Genomic DNA, 16275 nt, shown 5'->3' with positions numbered 1-16275 from the left:
TTGCTGGCGATAGCGGTGTGTCATTCAACATTTTTGTCGACTGATACGCCGCTATCGCCAGCAAGCCGGCTCCTACGAGGGTCGCGTAGCTCCCCTCTTGTCGCAAAAACAAGAAGAAGGAACCGTCATGTTCGATATCAGCACGTTCCCCAAAGCCGATGCCGTCCGCCGGGCCGCACACCTCAGTCAAGACGACTACAAGCGCCTGTACCGTCAATCCATCGAGCACCCCAGTGAATTCTGGGCTGAACAGGCCACACGCTTCCTCGACTGGAGCACACCGTGGAAAACCGTCCAGCGCTATGACCTGAAAACCGGCGAAGCCAGCTGGTTTGCCGGCGGAAAATTAAACGTCAGCTACAACTGCATCGACCGCCACCTGGAAAAACGCGGCGATCAGATCGCAATCCTCTGGGAAGGCGATGACCCCGCCGAATCGGCCCAGATCACTTACAAAAAACTGCATCACAACGTCTGCCGCCTGGCCAATGTGCTCAAAAACCGTGGCGTGAAGAAAGGCGACCGCGTGTGCATTTACATGCCGATGATCCCCGAAGCCGCCTACGCCATGCTCGCCTGCACGCGAATCGGTGCGGTGCATTCGGTGGTGTTTGGCGGTTTCTCCCCGGACTCGGTGCGCGACCGCATTCTCGATGCCGACTGCCGCACCGTGATCACCGCCGATGAAGGCGTGCGCGGCGGCAAATTCGTACAGCTCAAGCAGAAAGTCGACCAGGCGCTGAAAAGTTGCCCGAACGTCAGCACCGTGATCGTGGTCGAGCGCACCCAGGGCGATGTCGACTGGGTCGAAGGCCGAGACCTCTGGTATCACCAGGCCCTGCGCGACGTCGACGACAATTGCCCGCCGGAACCCATGGACGCCGAAGACCCGCTGTTCATCCTCTACACCTCCGGCAGCACCGGCAAACCCAAAGGCGTGTTGCACACCACCGGCGGTTATCTGCTGCAAGCAGCGATGACCTTCAAATACGTGCTCGACTACCGCGACAACGAAGTCTTCTGGTGCACCGCCGATGTCGGCTGGGTTACCGGCCACAGTTACATCGTCTACGGCCCGCTGGCCAACGGCGCGACCACGCTGATCTTCGAAGGTGTGCCGAGCTACCCGAGCAGCTCGCGCTTCTGGCAGGTGATCGACAAGCACCACGTGAACATCTTCTACACTGCCCCCACCGCCCTGCGCTCGCTGATGCGCGAAGGCCCCGAACCGCTGAAAGAAACGTCCCGCGCGAGCCTCAGATTACTCGGCAGCGTCGGTGAGCCGATCAACCCGGAAGCGTGGGATTGGTATTTCAACGTCGTCGGCGAACAGCGTTGCCCGATCGTTGACACCTGGTGGCAGACCGAAACCGGCGGCATCATGCTCAGCCCGCTGGTGAGCGCACAGCGGATCAAACCCGGCTGCGCCACGCAACCGATGTTCGGGGTGCAGCCGGTGTTGCTCGACGAAGTGGGCAAGGAAATCAAAGGCGCCGGCAGCGGCGTTCTGGCGATCAAATCCAGCTGGCCGGCGCAGATCCGCAGTGTCTACGGCGACCCGCAACGGATGGTCGACACCTATTTCAAACCTTACCCTGGCTACTATTTCACCGGCGACGGCGCGCGGCGCGACGAGGACGGCGACTACTGGATCACCGGGCGCATTGACGACGTGATCAACGTTTCCGGCCACCGCATCGGCACCGCCGAAGTGGAAAGCGCCCTGGTGCTGCACGACAGCATCGCCGAAGCAGCGGTGGTCGGTTACCCTCACGACGTCAAAGGCCAGGGTATTTATGCCTTTGTCACGCCCATGAACGGTACCGACCCCACCGATGAACTGAAGAAGGAATTGCTGGCCCACGTCAGCAAGGAAATCGGCAGCTTTGCCAAACCGGACCTGATCCAGTGGGCCCCGGCCTTGCCGAAAACCCGTTCGGGCAAGATCATGCGACGGATTCTGCGCAAGATCGCCTGCAATGAACTGGACAGCCTGGGCGACACCTCGACGTTGGCCGATCCTAGCGTGGTTCAGGATCTGGTCGATAAACGCCTGAACCAATAACGTGTGCACGCCTTGCCCTTGTAGGAGCCGGCTTGCCGGCGATAGCAGTGTGTCATTCAACATTTTTGTCGATTGATAGGCCGCTATCGCCGGCAAGCCGGCTCCTACAGGGGTAATGTGTGATGCCAGATCTTTTTTTTCAGCAATGAGTCGCCATGGAATTCATCCGCAGCCGCATCGAAACCCAGGTCATGAGCCTCACCGGCCTGTCCCTCGGCAAGCTCGACCTGGAAAACCCCAAGGGTGATCCCGGCCTGTTCGGCCCTGATTCGGTCAGTTGGCAAGTCCACGGCGACTTCAGCAGCATGCTCATCGGCGGCATCAGCGCGTTGATGCTGCAAGCCCTGCACCCCTTGGCGCTGGCCGGGGTCTGGGACCATTCGAACTTTCGCGAGGACATGCTCGGTCGCCTGCGCCGCACCGGGCAGTTCATTTCCGGCACCACCTTCGGCTCGCGTAAAGATGCTGACTGGCTGATCGAGAAAGTCCGCACCATCCACCTGCAAGTGACCGGCACCGCGCCGGATGGCCGGCCTTACGCCGCCAGTGATCCAGATCTGCTCACCTGGGTGCACGTGGCCGAAGTCAGCAACTTCCTCGCGGCGCATTTGCGTTATCGCAACCCACACCTTTCGCTGGCCGATCAGGACCGTTACTACGATGAAATCGCCTTGGTCGCCGAGCGCCTGGGCGCACGCGACGTACCGCGTTCGCGACAGGAAACGGCCGAATACCTTGAGCGCATTCGTCCGCAATTGCTGTGCGACGAGCGCAGTCGCGAGGTGTTGCGACTGTTGTTGAACGCACCCTCCCCGAGCCGTCTGGCCAAGCCGTTCGGTGGGTTGATGATGCAGGCAGGCATTGACCTGCTGCCGGATTGGGCCAGCGACATGCTCGGCGTGCGCCAAAGTGCCCTGCAACGCAAACTGATCCGCGCCAGCGTCAACCGCAGCGCACCGATGCTGCGCTGGGCCGTGCGTAATGGCTCGGTGCATCGGGCGAAGCGACGGATGGGACTACCAACCTGATCCCCTTGTAGGAGCGAGGCTTGCCCGCGAAGAACGATAACGCAGTGTATCCGCCAGACCGTGCGGCATTCTTCGCGGGCAAGCCTCGCTCCTACGGGTCCTCTGTCGCTCAAGCTGTTAAACTCCCGCGCCAAATTCCCTCCCCTGCAAGGCGCCCAGCATGTCTTCCTTGAATCAGGCGCTGTGCGCCGCCCTCGAACATCGCCAGGACCTGCTTGCCGAACTGCATCAGCAAGGCACCGATTGCTATCGCCTGTTCCACGGCAGCCAGGAAGGCGCCGGCGGCCTGACCATCGACCGCTACGGCCCACAATTGTTGGTGCAGAGCTTTCATCAGGCGCTGGAGCGCGACGCCCTGCTGCAAGTGCATGAAACGATCAACCAACATCTGGGACTCGACACCCTGCTGGTCTACAACGACCGCTCCCGGGGCAACTCGCGCATCGACCGTGAAGACACGGTCTACCGCGCCGACGAAGCCGCCCTGCAAGACTTGGTCGGTCACGAATGGGGCCTGAATTACCGGGTTCGCGGCCGCCACGCCGGCCAGGATCCATTGCTGTTTCTCGACCTGCGCAACACCCGCGGCTGGGTCAAGGATCACAGCAAGAACAAAAGCGTGCTGAACCTGTTTGCCTACACCTGCGGCGTCGGCCTGAGCGCTGCGGCCGGTGGCGCGAGCGAGGTGTGCAACCTGGACTTCGCCGAGGGTAATCTGGCGGTCGGTCGCGAAAACGGTCTGCTCAATCCGCAATTGCCGACCATGCAATTCATCCAGTCCGATTATTTCCCGGCCATTCGCCAACTCGCCGGCCTGCCCATCAGCCAGCGTCGCGGGCAGAAACTGCCGAGCTATCAACGCCTGGAACAACGTCAATACGATCTGGTTTTGCTGGACCCACCGGCCTGGGCCAAGAGCGCTTTCGGTACCGTCGACCTGCTGCGCGACTACCAGAGCCTGCTCAAGCCCGCGCTGCTGACCACCGCCGACAATGGCGTGCTGATCTGCTGCAACAACCTGGCAAAAGTCAGCATGGACGACTGGCGCGAACAGGTTTTGCGCTGCGCCGAGAAGGCCGGCCGCCCGGTGCGCGAATGGACGGTGATGAAACCGGGCGCCGATTTCCCGTCCATGGATCAACAACCGCCGCTGAAAACACTGATCCTGCAGCTCTGAATCACATCAGATAAATCTGAAAAATCCTGAGCTGAGCGATTACTTCGGAACCGGATTGGCGTGCCATACTCCAAGGCACTCCGATTCAGACAGATGAAGCCGCACATGCCCAAAGGATTGATCCGCGCTATCGGCGCCTTGTTGACTGCTCTGGCCCTCTACAGCCTGCTGGGGTTTCTGATTTTACCGGGCATCGCATTGCGGGTAGCCAACCAGCAACTGGCCAACTACGCGACGACGCCCGCCACTATTCAGCGAATCGAACTCAACCCGTTCAGCCTGGAAGTCACCCTGTGGGGCCTGATCATCGGCGAACCGGGCAAGGAACAGGTCGGTTTCGAACGGCTTTACGCCAACCTGCAGATCGACAGCCTCTGGACCAAGGCGCTGCACCTGTCCGATATCGAACTGGACAAGCCGAAGACCGAAATCCTTTTCGGCAAGGACGGCAAACTCAATTTGCTTGGTCTGTTCAAACTGCCGGCGAGCGAGCCGACGCCGGCCGACCCGGACGCCAAACCGTTTCCGTTGCGCGTAGAGCGGATCAAACTGGTCGGCGGTGCCGTGCACTTCAAGGATGACCGTCCCAGCGAAGCCATCGAGTTCCTCTACGACAAACTCGATTTCGAGCTGAACAACCTCAGCACTCTGCCCGATGACAATGCCGACATGACCCTTGTGGCCATCGGCCCGAACGGTGGGCAGATCGACTGGACCGGTAACTTCAGCCTCATCCCGATCGCCTCCGAAGGTAAGCTGAAAATCACCGACGGACAGATGAAAACCTTTTGGCCCTATGTGCGTGACGCGCTGCCACTGGTGCTGGAAAACGGCGTGCTGAACCTGAGCACCGACTACAAACTCAACCTGTCCAAGGAAACCGAGCTGCTGCTGAACAACGTCGCAGTGAGCGTGGCGCCCTTCGCCATCAAGGCTCCGGACGGTCGGCCACTGGCGAAACTTGAACGCCTGGACGTGACTGAAACCACGGTCGACCTGGCCAAGCAGCAAGTTGTCGTCGGCAAGATCCGCAGCAACAAACTGGAAACCTGGGCGGCACTGGAAGCCGACGGGCAACTCGACTGGCAGAAGCTGTTCGCCAGCCAACCGTCCAAGGCCGCCGCCAAGGCCAAAGCCGAGCCGGCCAGCACGCCAGCGGCCGCCGACTCGCCAAAGCCAGAACCGACGCCGCCGAGCAAACCTTGGCAAGTGCTGTTGAAAGATGTGCAGTTGCGCAATTACCAGGTGCACCTGGCTGACCGCAAAGCGCAACCCGCCGTGACGCTGGATTTGAACCCGCTGAACCTGGACCTGCAAAATTTCGACAGCCTCAATGGCTCGCCTTTTACCCTCAAGCTCGACACCGGGGTGGGCAAGCAAGGCAAGATCACCGCCGAGGGCGAGGTCAATCTCGCTCCCGTCAGCGCTAAATTGAACGTACAGACCAAGGACATCGACCTGCGGGTCGCCCAGTCCTACATCACCCCGTTCATTCGCCTTGAACTGCGCAGCGGCATGCTCGGCAGCGATCTGGCGGTCAACCTGAAAAGCACCGAGCCGTTGGCGTTCAGCGTCACAGGACGGGCGCAGATCGATCAACTGCACACCCTCGACACCCTGAAAACCCGCGACTTTCTCAAGTGGCAGCAGGTGGTGGTCGAAGGCCTGAATTATCAGCACGGCGACAGCCTGTCCATCGACAAGGTCAACCTGTTCCAGCCCTACGTGCGTTTCATGATCAACGATGACCGCACCACCAACATCGATGACCTGCTGATCCCGCAACCGCCCGATTCCGGCGCCAAAACCGCTGCGGCCAAACCCGTCAGCCAGGACAAGCCGCTGGGCATCCACATCGGCGGCATTGCCATCAATGACGGTTCGGCCAACTTCGCCGACTTCAGCCTGACCCCGAACTTCGCCACCGCCGTGCAACAGCTCAACGGCCAGATCGGCACCATCGACAGCCGTCAGGCGAAACCGGCGACCGTCGACATCAAGGGCAAGGTCGATCGTTACGCGCCGGTGACCATCAAAGGTTCGGTCAACCCGTTCGACCCGATGGCCAGCCTCGACATCGCCACCAGTTTCAAACGGGTGGAACTGACCACGCTGACGCCCTACTCCGGCAAGTTCGCCGGCTACCGTATCCGCAAGGGCCGACTCAACCTCGACTTGCATTACCTGATTACCAAAGGCCAGCTCAAGGCTGAAAACAAAGTGGTGGTCGAGCAATTGCAACTGGGTGAAAAGGTCGACAGCCCCGACGCTGTCAGCCTGCCGCTGAAACTGGCGATTGCCCTGCTCAAGGACGTCGACGGCAAGATTTCCATCGAGCTGCCAGTGAGCGGCGACCTCAACAATCCGCAGTTCAGCGTCATGCCGATTGTCTGGCAGACCCTGCGCAACCTGATCGTCAAAGCCGCCGCCGCACCGTTCAAAATGATTGGCGGGCTGGTCAGTGGTGGTTCGGAAGACCTGGGTACGGTGTCGTTCGCGCCGGGCTCGAGCGATCTGAGCAAGGACGCCGAGGGTTCGCTGGTCAAACTGTCCAATGCACTCAAGGAACGTCCGGCCCTGCGCCTGGAGATCGAAGGCACCGCTGCCGCCAGCAGCGATGGCCCGCTGATCGCCGAGCAACGCCTGGAACGGGAATACCAGTACAACTACTACAAAATGCTCCAGCGTCGCGGCGACAAGGTGCCGGCGCAGGCCTCGTTGCTGCAAGTACCGGACGGCGAGAAAGGCCCGCTGCTGGAAGGCATCTACCGCACCCGCCTGAAAACCCAGCCACCCGCCGAATGGAAGGATTTGGGCAAGGAAGAACGCACCGCCAAAATGCGCGCAGACGTGATCAAGTTCTGGAGCACCAGCGACGTGCTCTTGCGCCAGCTGGGCCAGGATCGCGCCAGCAGCATCAAGGACTATCTGGTCGACAAGGGTCAGTTGGCCGATGACCGCGTGTACTTCATCGATGCCAGCCTCGGCGAAGCCGAAAGTGACGGCCGGGTGGTAACGCCGTTGCACCTGGATGCCGAGTGATGATCAGTCGGTTGCTGATCAGCCTGACACTGGCAATGGCGGCCAGTCAGGCCTCGGCCGCCGATACCCTGCGCTGCGGCAGTCAGTTGGTCAGCGTCGGCGACCGGTCCAGCGAGGTACTGCAGAAATGTGGAGAGCCGGTCAGTCGAGACCTGTTGGGGTACAAGCGCAGCGCCAACCGTCGGGAAGAATTCCAGGTCGAGGAATGGACCTACGGGCCCAACGGCGGGATGTATCAATACCTGCGGTTTGAAGGCAATCGCTTGAAGCAGATCACCAGCAAACGCGGAAACTGAATACACCCTATAACCCATGTGGGAGCGAGCCTGCTCGCGATAGCGGTGTAACAGTCAGCAAAGATGTTGAATGTTATGGCCTCATCGCGAGCAGGCTCGCTCCCACATGGGTTTTGTGGTGGCCCGGAATAGAACAGGCCCCGGACACGAATGTCAGGGGCCTGTAATGGCCACTTCCTTGTAGCCGTCGCATGAACTCTCAAGTTGCGGCAGACGCATGACTCGGCTCGTCTACCGCGCCTTCTCCCGTTCAGGCGAGAAGTCTTGCCTTACTCGGCTTTCAGGCCGTCAGCGGAGACCGCCTGGACGCCTTTGATTTTCTTGGCGATGGCCACGGCGGTGGCTTTCTGAGCGTCAGTCACCGCAACGGTGGACGACAGGGATACAACACCTTTGTTGGTTTCAACCTTGATATCGGTACCAGGAATGCCTTTTTCGGTCACCAGGTCAGCTTTGACTTTGGTGGTGATCCAGGTATCGGAAGTGGCTTCTTTAGCCTTGGTCACTTCACCGGCAGCCAGCACCATTGGGGCTTGGGTAGCCTGGGTTTGAGCGAATGCAGCGTTGGCCATGGTCAGGGTCAGCGCGGTAGCAGTAGCGGCAGCGATAGCGAACTTCTTCATACGAGTAACTCCTGTTTTTTCATAAAGTCTGCTGCGTGTCTTGTCAGCAGGGTTACTGGGTATAGTGCGAACGCTGTGCCAACTTTGAAACAGTTACTAACCCCTTATAAATCAACAACTTAAAAAATCGACTGATTTTCAGAATCATGCAAATTGCATGACTTCGACATTCTCTACATGCAAGTTGCAGGTTTTAACGTGGGCCTAAGGCCATGAATTTGTGAGGTTTTCCAAATCTCACCAAAAAGCGCAGCGAACTTGGCGTTTTTTCCCCAAAAAATGCCCCATCCGACGATGGGGCATTCTTCTATCTACCCGTTTTCAGCATTAAGTTGCCGAGGCTGTGCAACCAGGCGGTGCGTAATCGGCAGTCACGCCGGTCGCGCATGACCAGCCTGCAGTGGCGCTGCGAGTCAGCGTGATGGTTTTACCTGCCACAGGGGCCGGTGCTTTCTGCAGCGTGCAGACAATGGTGCCAGCGCCTGAGGCAACCGTGCCGGTGACAGCAATTGCACAGTTCTGCGTCGTCGTGCCGGCGCCCGTCAGTGTGGTGGGTTCTGCAGTGCCGGCATTCATCAGGTCTTCAAACGAAACCTTCAACGCTGAAATCTCCGCCAACCCCGCCGTCACTTTCGCCCGGGCCTGATACTTCGAGTAAGCCGGCAACGCAAACGTCGCTAGAATCCCGATGATCGCCACCACGATCAACAATTCGATAAGCGTAAAACCTTTCTGAGCACTCATAGACAAGCTCCATGCATGAGTCGAAATCTCATGATCTGAACCAGTCTCAGCACAGCCCATGCCAAGCCCGTTGCCCCCTGTTAGCGGGGCGCGAGAACGACGCAAGGCCTTGTCCTGCCCTCAGGATCCGCACTATCTGACACTTTTTGTCACCAGAGCAGCGCTGGTTTGGCGCCATCGGTTGACTAGGCTATAAGTCATGAACTGTCTGCGTCCGGTATCCCCATGAATGACATCGCCCTTAGCGGTCTGGCCAAGCAATTGGTGCTTGCCGAGCTGCTCACCGACCAAAGCGCGCAACAGGCGTATCAGCAAGCCCAACGTCATAAAATCTCCCTGGTCAGTTATCTGGTGCAGAACAAACTGGTGAAAAGCCGCCAGGTCGCCGAGATCGCCTCGGAGCATTTCGGCATGGCACTGCTCGACCTCAACTGCCTGGACAAGGAAACCCAACCCAAGGGCCTGGTCAGCGAAAAACTGGTTCGCCAGCACCACGCCCTGCCCCTCTGGCGGCGTGGCAACAAGTTGTTCGTGGGGGTTAGCGACCCGACCAATCACCAGGCCATCAACGACATCCAGTTCAGCACCGGGCTGAACACCGAAGCCATCCTGGTGGAGGACGACAAGCTCAGCGATGCCATCGAGAAGTTCTTCGACAGCCATGCCAGTGGACTGGAAGACATGGCCGACGTCGACCTCGATGGCATGGACATCGAGTCGGTCGATGACCACCAACAGGACGCCATCGCCGGGCAGGATGCCGACGACGCGCCGGTGGTGCGCTTCGTTCACAAGATGCTGCTGGACGCGATCAGGAGTGGCTCTTCCGACCTGCATTTCGAGCCCTACGAAAAAACCTACCGCGTGCGGATGCGCACCGACGGCATGCTGCGTGAAGTCGCCAAGCCGCCGATTCAACTGGCCAACCGCATCGCCGCCCGCCTGAAAGTCATGGCCAGCCTCGACATCTCCGAGCGGCGCAAACCCCAGGACGGGCGGATCAAGATGCGCCTGTCGAAGAGCAAGTCCATCGACTTCCGGGTCAACACCCTGCCGACCCTGTGGGGCGAGAAAGTGGTGATCCGGATCCTCGACCCATCCAGCGCGCAAATGGGCATCGACGCCCTCGGCTACGAGCCGGACCAGAAAGACCTCTACATGGCCGCGCTGAAGCAGCCGCAAGGGATGATTCTGGTGACGGGCCCCACGGGGTCGGGCAAGACCGTGTCGCTCTACACCGGCCTGAACATACTCAACACCGTGGACATCAACATCTCCACCGCCGAAGACCCGGTCGAGATCAACATGGAAGGCATCAACCAGGTCAACGTCAACGCCAAGCAGGGACTGGGTTTTGCCCAGGCGCTGCGTTCATTTTTGCGGCAGGACCCGGACGTGATCATGGTCGGCGAGATCCGCGACCTGGAAACCGCCGAAATTGCCATCAAGGCCGCCCAGACCGGGCATCTGGTGCTGTCGACCCTGCACACCAACAGCGCCGCTGAAACCCTGACCCGCCTGCACAACATGGGCATTCAGGGGTTCAACATCGCGACGTCCGTCAGCCTGATCATCGCCCAGCGCCTGGCGCGCAAACTGTGCAGCCAGTGCAAGAAGCCCATCGATATTCCCCGCGAGGCATTGATCAAGGAAGGCTTCCCAGAGGAACGGATTGGCGCATTCACGATCTATGAGCCGGTCGGTTGCGATCAGTGCAACGGCGGCTACAAGGGGCGCGTGGGGATTTATGAAGTGGTGAAGAACACAGCAGGCCTGCAACGGCTGATCATGGCCGAAGGCAACTCGCTGGAAATCGATATCCAGATGCGCAAGGACGGCTTCAACGACCTGCGTACTTCCGGGCTGATCAAGGCCATGCAAGGCATCACCAGCCTTGAAGAAATCAACCGGGTCACCAAGGACTGAACATGGCGGTCAAAGCAGCGAAAATCAGTGTGTACGCCTGGGAAGGCACCGACAAAAAAGGTACGAAAATAACCGGCGAACTCAGCGCTCAGAACCCGGCGCTGATCAAGGCGCAACTGCGCAAGCAAGGCATCAACCCCGGCAAGGTGCGCAAGAAATCCGCCTCGTTTTTCAGCCTCGGCCAACGCATCAAGGCGAATGACATTGCCCTGTTCACCCGGCAGATGGCGACCATGATGAAAGCCGGCGTACCGCTGTTGCAGTCGTTCGACATCATCGGCGAAGGCTTCGAAAACCCGGCCATGCGCAAACTGGTGGACGAGGTGAAACAGGAAGTCGCGGCGGGTAACAGCTTCGCGGCAGCCCTGCGCAAAAAGCCGCAGTATTTTGATGAGCTCTACTGCAATCTGGTGGATGCCGGCGAACAGGCCGGCGCGCTGGACACCCTGTTGGAGCGGGTCGCGACCTACAAGGAAAAGAGCGAAAGCCTCAAGGCCAAGATCAAGAAAGCCATGACTTATCCGCTGGCGGTGGTGGTCGTCGCGATCATCGTCACCGGGATTCTGCTGGTCAAGGTGGTGCCGCAGTTCGAGTCGGTGTTCAAAGGCTTTGGTGCGCAACTGCCGGCGTTCACGGTGATGGTCATCGGCCTGTCGCAGTTCATGCAGGATTGGTGGTGGCTGATGCTTGGCGTGCTGATCGCGGCGATATTCGGTGTGCGCCACGCCTTCAAGACATCGCAAGGCTTTCGGGACCGGACAGACACCTGGCTGCTGAAACTGCCGTTGATTGGCGCATTGATGTACAAGTCCGCCGTGGCCCGTTACGCCCGTACGCTGTCGACCACTTTCGCAGCGGGTGTGCCGCTGGTCGAGGCGCTGGAGTCAGTGGCGGGCGCGACCGGCAACATCGTGTTCAAGCGGGCGGTGCTGCGTATCAAGCAGGACGTTTCGACGGGGATGCAGCTGAATTTCTCCATGCGCACCGCCGGCGTCTTTCCGAACATGGCGATCCAGATGACGGCCATTGGCGAAGAGTCCGGCGCACTGGACGACATGCTCGACAAGGTCGCCAGTTTCTATGAGGCGGAAGTCGACAATATGGTCGACAATCTCACCAGCCTGATGGAGCCATTCATCATGGTGGTGCTGGGTGTTATCGTCGGCGGCCTGGTGGTTGCGATGTACCTGCCCATTTTCCAACTCGGCAATGCGATCTGACATGCCCTTGAACGAAATCCTGACCGTGTACCCGTTGGCGTTTGTCGTCATTGCACTGCTGGTCGGCTTGCTGGTCGGCAGCTTCCTCAATGTGGTGATCTGGCGCCTGCCGAAAATGCTCGAGCGTGAGTGGCAATTGCAGGCCCGGGACATTCTCGGTTTGCCTGGCGAAACACCGCCGGCGACCTACAACCTGATGCTGCCCCACTCCGAGTGCCCGCATTGTGGGCACCGGATTCGCGCCTGGGAAAACATCCCGCTACTCAGTTACGTGTTTTTACGTGGACGATGCTCAAGCTGCGCAACGCCCATCAGCAAACGCTACCCCTTGACCGAACTGGCCTGCGGCCTGCTGTCGGCGTTCATTGCCTGGCATTTCGGTTTCGGCTGGCAAGCCGTGATGGTGCTGGTCCTGAGCTGGGGCCTGTTGGCCATGAGCCTGATCGACGCCGAGCATCAACTTTTGCCGGATGTGCTGGTGCTACCGCTGATGTGGCTGGGACTGGTCGTCAACAGCTTCGGATTGTTCGTGCCGTTGCACGAGGCGCTGTGGGGTGCAATTGCGGGCTACATGGCGCTGTGGTCGGTGTTCTGGCTGTTCAAGCTGATCACCGGCAAGGAAGGCATCGGCCACGGCGATTTCAAGCTGTTGGCCATGCTGGGCGCCTGGGGCGGCTGGCAGATTTTGCCGCTGACCATTCTGCTGTCGTCCCTGGTGGGCGCGATTATCGGCATGATTTTGCTGAGCCTGCGCAATGCGAAAACCTCGACCCCGATCCCCTTCGGTCCCTATCTGGCGATTGCCGGCTGGATTGCATTGCTCTGGGGTGGTCAAATAACCGGCTTCTATTGGCAGTTTGTCGGTTTGAAATGAATACCCCTGTGGAAAAACCCTGGATTCTCGGCCTGACCGGCGGCATCGGCAGCGGCAAAAGCGCGGCCGCCCAGCACTTCATCGACCTGGGCGTGCACGTGGTCGATGCCGATCATGCGGCGCGCTGGGTGGTGGAACCGGGTCGCCCGGCGCTGGCACAGATCGCCGAACATTTTGGCCCCGGCGTGTTGCAAGCCGACGGGCAACTGGATCGCGCAGCGTTGCGCAAACTGATCTTCGAAGTGCCTGAGCAACGCCTCTGGCTCGAGGCGCTTTTGCATCCGCTGATCGCCAGGGAAATCGCCGATCACCTGGGCAAGGCACAATCGCCTTACGCGATTCTGGTTTCGCCGTTGCTGATCGAGTCCGGGCAGTACGCCATGACCCAGCGAGTGCTGGTGATCGATGCGCCCGAACAACTACAGATCGAACGCACCCTGCAGCGTGACCAGACCAGCGAACAACAGGTCCAGGCGATTCTCAAGGCGCAATCCAGTCGCCAGGATCGCGTGAGCCATGCCGACGATGTGGTGGTCAACGACCGCGACCTCGCCTGGCTGCACAGCGAGGTCGAACGCCTGCATCACTTTTACCTTACATTGCGTGGAGGCCAGTCATGAGCCAGATCCCAACCGTCGAATGCCCAACCTGCGGCGCCCCTGTGGAATGGACCCCGGAAAGCACATTCCGGCCTTTCTGTTCGGACCGCTGCAAACTGATCGACCTGGGGGCGTGGGCATCGGAAGAGCACAAGATTCCAGTGGCACCCGATGCCGAGGACGAGTTGTTCAGTGGTGATTTCGACCCGCGTCACTAAGTGACGGTTCAGGGCCGCATGAAGCCGTAGTCCTGACCGTCATCGAGGTTCTCGGCGAGAAACTGCAACTCATCGGCCAGATCCTCGACACTGCGCACGGCCTTGCTCTGCTGCACCACCGCGCTGAGCAGGGCGCGCAGGCTCAACCCCGGATCAAACCCGACTTCCTGCGCTGCATCCAGACTGTGGCGCAACTCCTGCCTTGCCCATTCGTAGACACTCATTTTCGATGCTCCTGAAGGTTTTTCGGAGCATGGATTCGTCGACGTTTTTTGGATTTGATGTGGATCAAGATTTCGGATCGTCGTCCTTCCAGGGTGCCGAAAGATAGCGTGTGCGGTTGAAGGTCTCCAGCCATTCGGGGCTGAACACCACCAGCGCGCTGACGACCATGCCGTTGATGAAGGCTTCGGGAAAGATGATCAGCCACAGGTAACCGACAAAATCTTCCAGCCAGTAAGGCATGACGAACAGCTCGTTGAACCACAGCAGCCACAGGGCCAGCAGCAGGCACAGCAAGGCCGACAGCGCCGCTGCGAAGAAACCGGAAACGAAGATATACACGAAGGGATTACGCGGCTGCGCGCGCTCGACCAGGATTGCGCAGCACTCGGTGACCAGCACGGGCAGCAGAATCAACAAGGCGCCGTTCACGCCGACGGCGGCGAGGTCCTGGCGTCCGAGCATTACCAGGCCTGCTTGTGCGACCAGTCCGCCGACGATCGCCAGGGGCCAGTCCAGGAGCAGGGTTACTGCGGTCATGCCGATGAAGTGATAGGACACACCGGTGTCGAAATCCCGTCGTACCAGCCACAGCATGAACAGCGCGAATACGGTGCCGAACAACAGATGCTGGCGGCGGCTGTCGCTGAACAGCTCGACCCACGGGGTACGTGCGATGGCCCAGATCAGGGCTGGAATGTAGATCAGCCAGCCGACGGTGAGGGTTTCGGGGGACAGTAGCTCGGCGCCGATCATGGCTGGGTGGGCTCCCTTGTCTTTGCCGGAATAGGGTGGGGTATCAGTTTACACCGGTGTTTGGTTGGTCTTTGGTTGGGGGGCATATCCGTTTTTGCGGTGATGGCGGCTATTGGTTTCGCCCTTACGGCGAGTCACTTGGAAAAGCCCCAAGTAACCAAGGGCTCTTGCCCCTTTCGTTCGGTGGCTCGCTAATGCTCGCCATGCCCTCGCTCCGGTCCTGCTCCGTGGGCCCGCCGCCATCGGCCATCCCTGGCCGGGGGCGGCTAACCCGGCATCCATGCCGGGTTGCCCACTGCGCAGAACCTCCACTCGGCCTCTCGAGGGGGCGCTCAGATCAAAAGCGGAAGGCGAGCTAACGCTCGGCCTGATGAGTGGTGAAAAGCAAAAGCAAACGCAGATCCCTGTAGGAGCCGGCTTGCTGGCGATGGCGGTGGGTCATCCAACATATTTGTTGACTGGACGGACGCCATCGCCAGCAAGCTGGCTCCTACAAGGGCAATGCAGATGTGTTTGGATAAATACGATCAACTGTAGGAGCCGGCTTGCTGGCGATAGCGGTGGGTCAGTCACCCTCCTTTTCGACTGGACGGACGCCATCGCCAGCAAGCTGGCTCCTACAGGGAAAATGCGTATATGTTTGGATAAATACGATCAACTGTAGGAGCCGGCTTGCTGGCGATAGCGGTGGGTCAGTTACCCTCCTTTTCGACTGGACGGAAGCCATCGCCAGCAAGCTGGCTCCTACAAGGGCAATGCAGATGCGTCTGGATGAATACGATCAACTGTAGGAGCTGGCTTGCCGGCGATAGCGGTGGGTCAGTCACCCTGTTTTTCGACTGGACGGACGCCATCGCCAGCAAGCTGGCTCCTACAAGGGAAATGCAGATGCGTCTGGATGAATACGATCAACTGTAGGAGCCGGCTTGCCGGCGATAGCAGTGGGTTAGTCACCCTCCTTTTCGACTGGACGGACGCCATCGCCAGCAAGCTGGCTCCTACAAGGGAAACGCAGATGTGTCTGGATAAATACGATCAACTGTAGGAGCTGGCTTGCCGGCGATAGCGGTGGGTCAGTCACCCTGTTTTTCGACTGGACGGACGCCATCGCCAGCAAGCTGGCTCCTACAAGGGCAATGCAGATGCGTCTGGATGAATACGATCAACTGTAGGAGCCGGCTTGCTGGCGATAGCGGTGGATCAGTCACCTGTTTATTGATTGGACGGATGCCATCGCCAGCAAGCCGGCTCCTACAGGGGAATGCGTAAATGTCCGAAATTAGTGCGGCCACCACAATGCGAGAGCACGTGCACGACCGAAGAGCCAGGTCGGCTTTCAGGCCGCCTCGGCGGTTGTGGCGGTAGTCGCCCCCTCGAGAGGCCGAGCGCAGGTTCTGCGCAGTGGGCAACCCGGCATGGATGCCGGGTTAGCCGCGCACGGCCAGGGATGGCCGATCGCGGCGGGCCCACGGAGCAGGACCGGAG

The 16275-nt window shown here is 59.7% G+C and carries 15 protein-coding genes; 11 read left to right on the top strand and 4 right to left on the bottom strand.

Translation table 11 applies throughout. From position 1 onward, the window contains the following. Nucleotides 1-127 precede the first annotated feature (127 nt). The 5 genes from acs (at nt 128) to KGA97_RS26275 (ending at nt 7608) form a co-directional block, all read left to right on the top strand. Nucleotides 128-2065: an acetate--CoA ligase gene (acs, locus tag KGA97_RS26295; protein ID WP_008042826.1), complete on the top strand. Its 1938-nt coding sequence runs from the start codon at nt 128-130 to the stop codon at nt 2063-2065. Nucleotides 2066-2220: 155 nt separating this feature from the next. Then, the gene (locus KGA97_RS26290; RefSeq protein ID WP_008042829.1) at nt 2221-3093 is read left to right on the top strand and encodes an oxygenase MpaB family protein; all 873 of its coding nucleotides are present in this window, start codon (nt 2221-2223) and stop codon (nt 3091-3093) included. 160 nt (nt 3094-3253) lie between these two features. Continuing rightward, nucleotides 3254-4270: a class I SAM-dependent rRNA methyltransferase gene (locus KGA97_RS26285; protein WP_008033195.1), complete on the top strand. Its 1017-nt coding sequence runs from the start codon at nt 3254-3256 to the stop codon at nt 4268-4270. Nucleotides 4271-4375: 105 nt separating this feature from the next. Further along, nucleotides 4376-7312, top strand: coding sequence for a DUF748 domain-containing protein (locus KGA97_RS26280; RefSeq protein WP_223481779.1), 2937 nt, complete (start codon nt 4376-4378; stop codon nt 7310-7312). Further along, on the top strand, nt 7312-7608 hold the full coding sequence (locus KGA97_RS26275) for a DUF2845 domain-containing protein (protein ID WP_008033199.1): 297 nt from the start codon (nt 7312-7314) through the stop codon (nt 7606-7608). Before KGA97_RS26280 ends, KGA97_RS26275 begins: the two co-directional genes overlap by 1 nt. 269 nt (nt 7609-7877) lie before the next feature. Here the strand turns inward: KGA97_RS26275 and KGA97_RS26270 are convergent, their stop codons facing one another. Both KGA97_RS26270 and KGA97_RS26265 read right to left on the bottom strand, forming a co-directional pair. Continuing rightward, nucleotides 7878-8231, bottom strand: coding sequence for a BON domain-containing protein (locus KGA97_RS26270; RefSeq protein ID WP_223481778.1), 354 nt, complete (start codon nt 8229-8231; stop codon nt 7878-7880). Between the two features lie 327 nt (nt 8232-8558). Continuing rightward, the gene (locus KGA97_RS26265; RefSeq protein ID WP_008033203.1) at nt 8559-8975 is read right to left on the bottom strand and encodes a pilin; all 417 of its coding nucleotides are present in this window, start codon (nt 8973-8975) and stop codon (nt 8559-8561) included. Between the two features lie 225 nt (nt 8976-9200). Here KGA97_RS26265 and pilB point away from each other — a divergent pair, with 225 nt between their 5' ends. Genes pilB through yacG form a run of 5 tightly spaced genes read left to right on the top strand, consistent with a single transcriptional unit; the run spans nt 9201 to nt 13812 of the window. Continuing rightward, complete coding sequence (pilB, locus tag KGA97_RS26260) at nt 9201-10901, top strand: type IV-A pilus assembly ATPase PilB (RefSeq protein WP_223481777.1); 1701 nt, start codon at nt 9201-9203, stop codon at nt 10899-10901. A 2-nt stretch (nt 10902-10903) separates the two neighbouring features. Next, nucleotides 10904-12121, top strand: coding sequence for a type II secretion system F family protein (locus KGA97_RS26255; protein ID WP_008042843.1), 1218 nt, complete (start codon nt 10904-10906; stop codon nt 12119-12121). Nucleotide 12122: 1 nt separating this feature from the next. Next, entirely contained in the window at nt 12123-12995 is an 873-nt protein-coding gene (locus tag KGA97_RS26250) for a prepilin peptidase (RefSeq protein ID WP_008042845.1), read from the top strand. Next, nucleotides 12992-13615: a dephospho-CoA kinase gene (gene coaE, locus KGA97_RS26245; RefSeq protein ID WP_223414094.1), complete on the top strand. Its 624-nt coding sequence runs from the start codon at nt 12992-12994 to the stop codon at nt 13613-13615. The genes KGA97_RS26250 and coaE overlap by 4 nt, the downstream gene beginning before the upstream one ends. Next, the gene (gene yacG / locus KGA97_RS26240; RefSeq protein WP_008033210.1) at nt 13612-13812 is read left to right on the top strand and encodes a DNA gyrase inhibitor YacG; all 201 of its coding nucleotides are present in this window, start codon (nt 13612-13614) and stop codon (nt 13810-13812) included. The genes coaE and yacG overlap by 4 nt, the downstream gene beginning before the upstream one ends. Nucleotides 13813-13820: 8 nt before the next feature. Here yacG and KGA97_RS26235 read toward each other — a convergent pair whose 3' ends face one another. Then, nucleotides 13821-14036: a hypothetical protein gene (locus KGA97_RS26235; RefSeq protein ID WP_008033212.1), complete on the bottom strand. Its 216-nt coding sequence runs from the start codon at nt 14034-14036 to the stop codon at nt 13821-13823. A 64-nt stretch (nt 14037-14100) separates the two neighbouring features. Further along, entirely contained in the window at nt 14101-14790 is a 690-nt protein-coding gene (locus KGA97_RS26230; RefSeq protein WP_223481776.1) for an energy-coupling factor ABC transporter permease, read from the bottom strand. A gap of 771 nt (nt 14791-15561) precedes the next feature. On the opposite strand from KGA97_RS26230, the gene KGA97_RS26225 reads away from it, so the two are divergent. Continuing rightward, nucleotides 15562-15708 (top strand): hypothetical protein, encoded by a 147-nt coding sequence (locus KGA97_RS26225; RefSeq protein ID WP_223437608.1) that lies wholly within the window; start codon nt 15562-15564, stop codon nt 15706-15708. The last annotated feature ends 567 nt before the right edge of the window (nt 15709-16275 follow it).

The organism is Pseudomonas sp. BF-B-15, from assembly GCF_019946675.1.
Taxonomy (GTDB): Bacteria; Pseudomonadota; Gammaproteobacteria; order Pseudomonadales; family Pseudomonadaceae; genus Aquipseudomonas; species Aquipseudomonas migulae.
The sequence above is the reverse complement of the archived record's forward strand: the minus strand, read 5'-3'. Positions and strand labels throughout refer to the sequence as shown.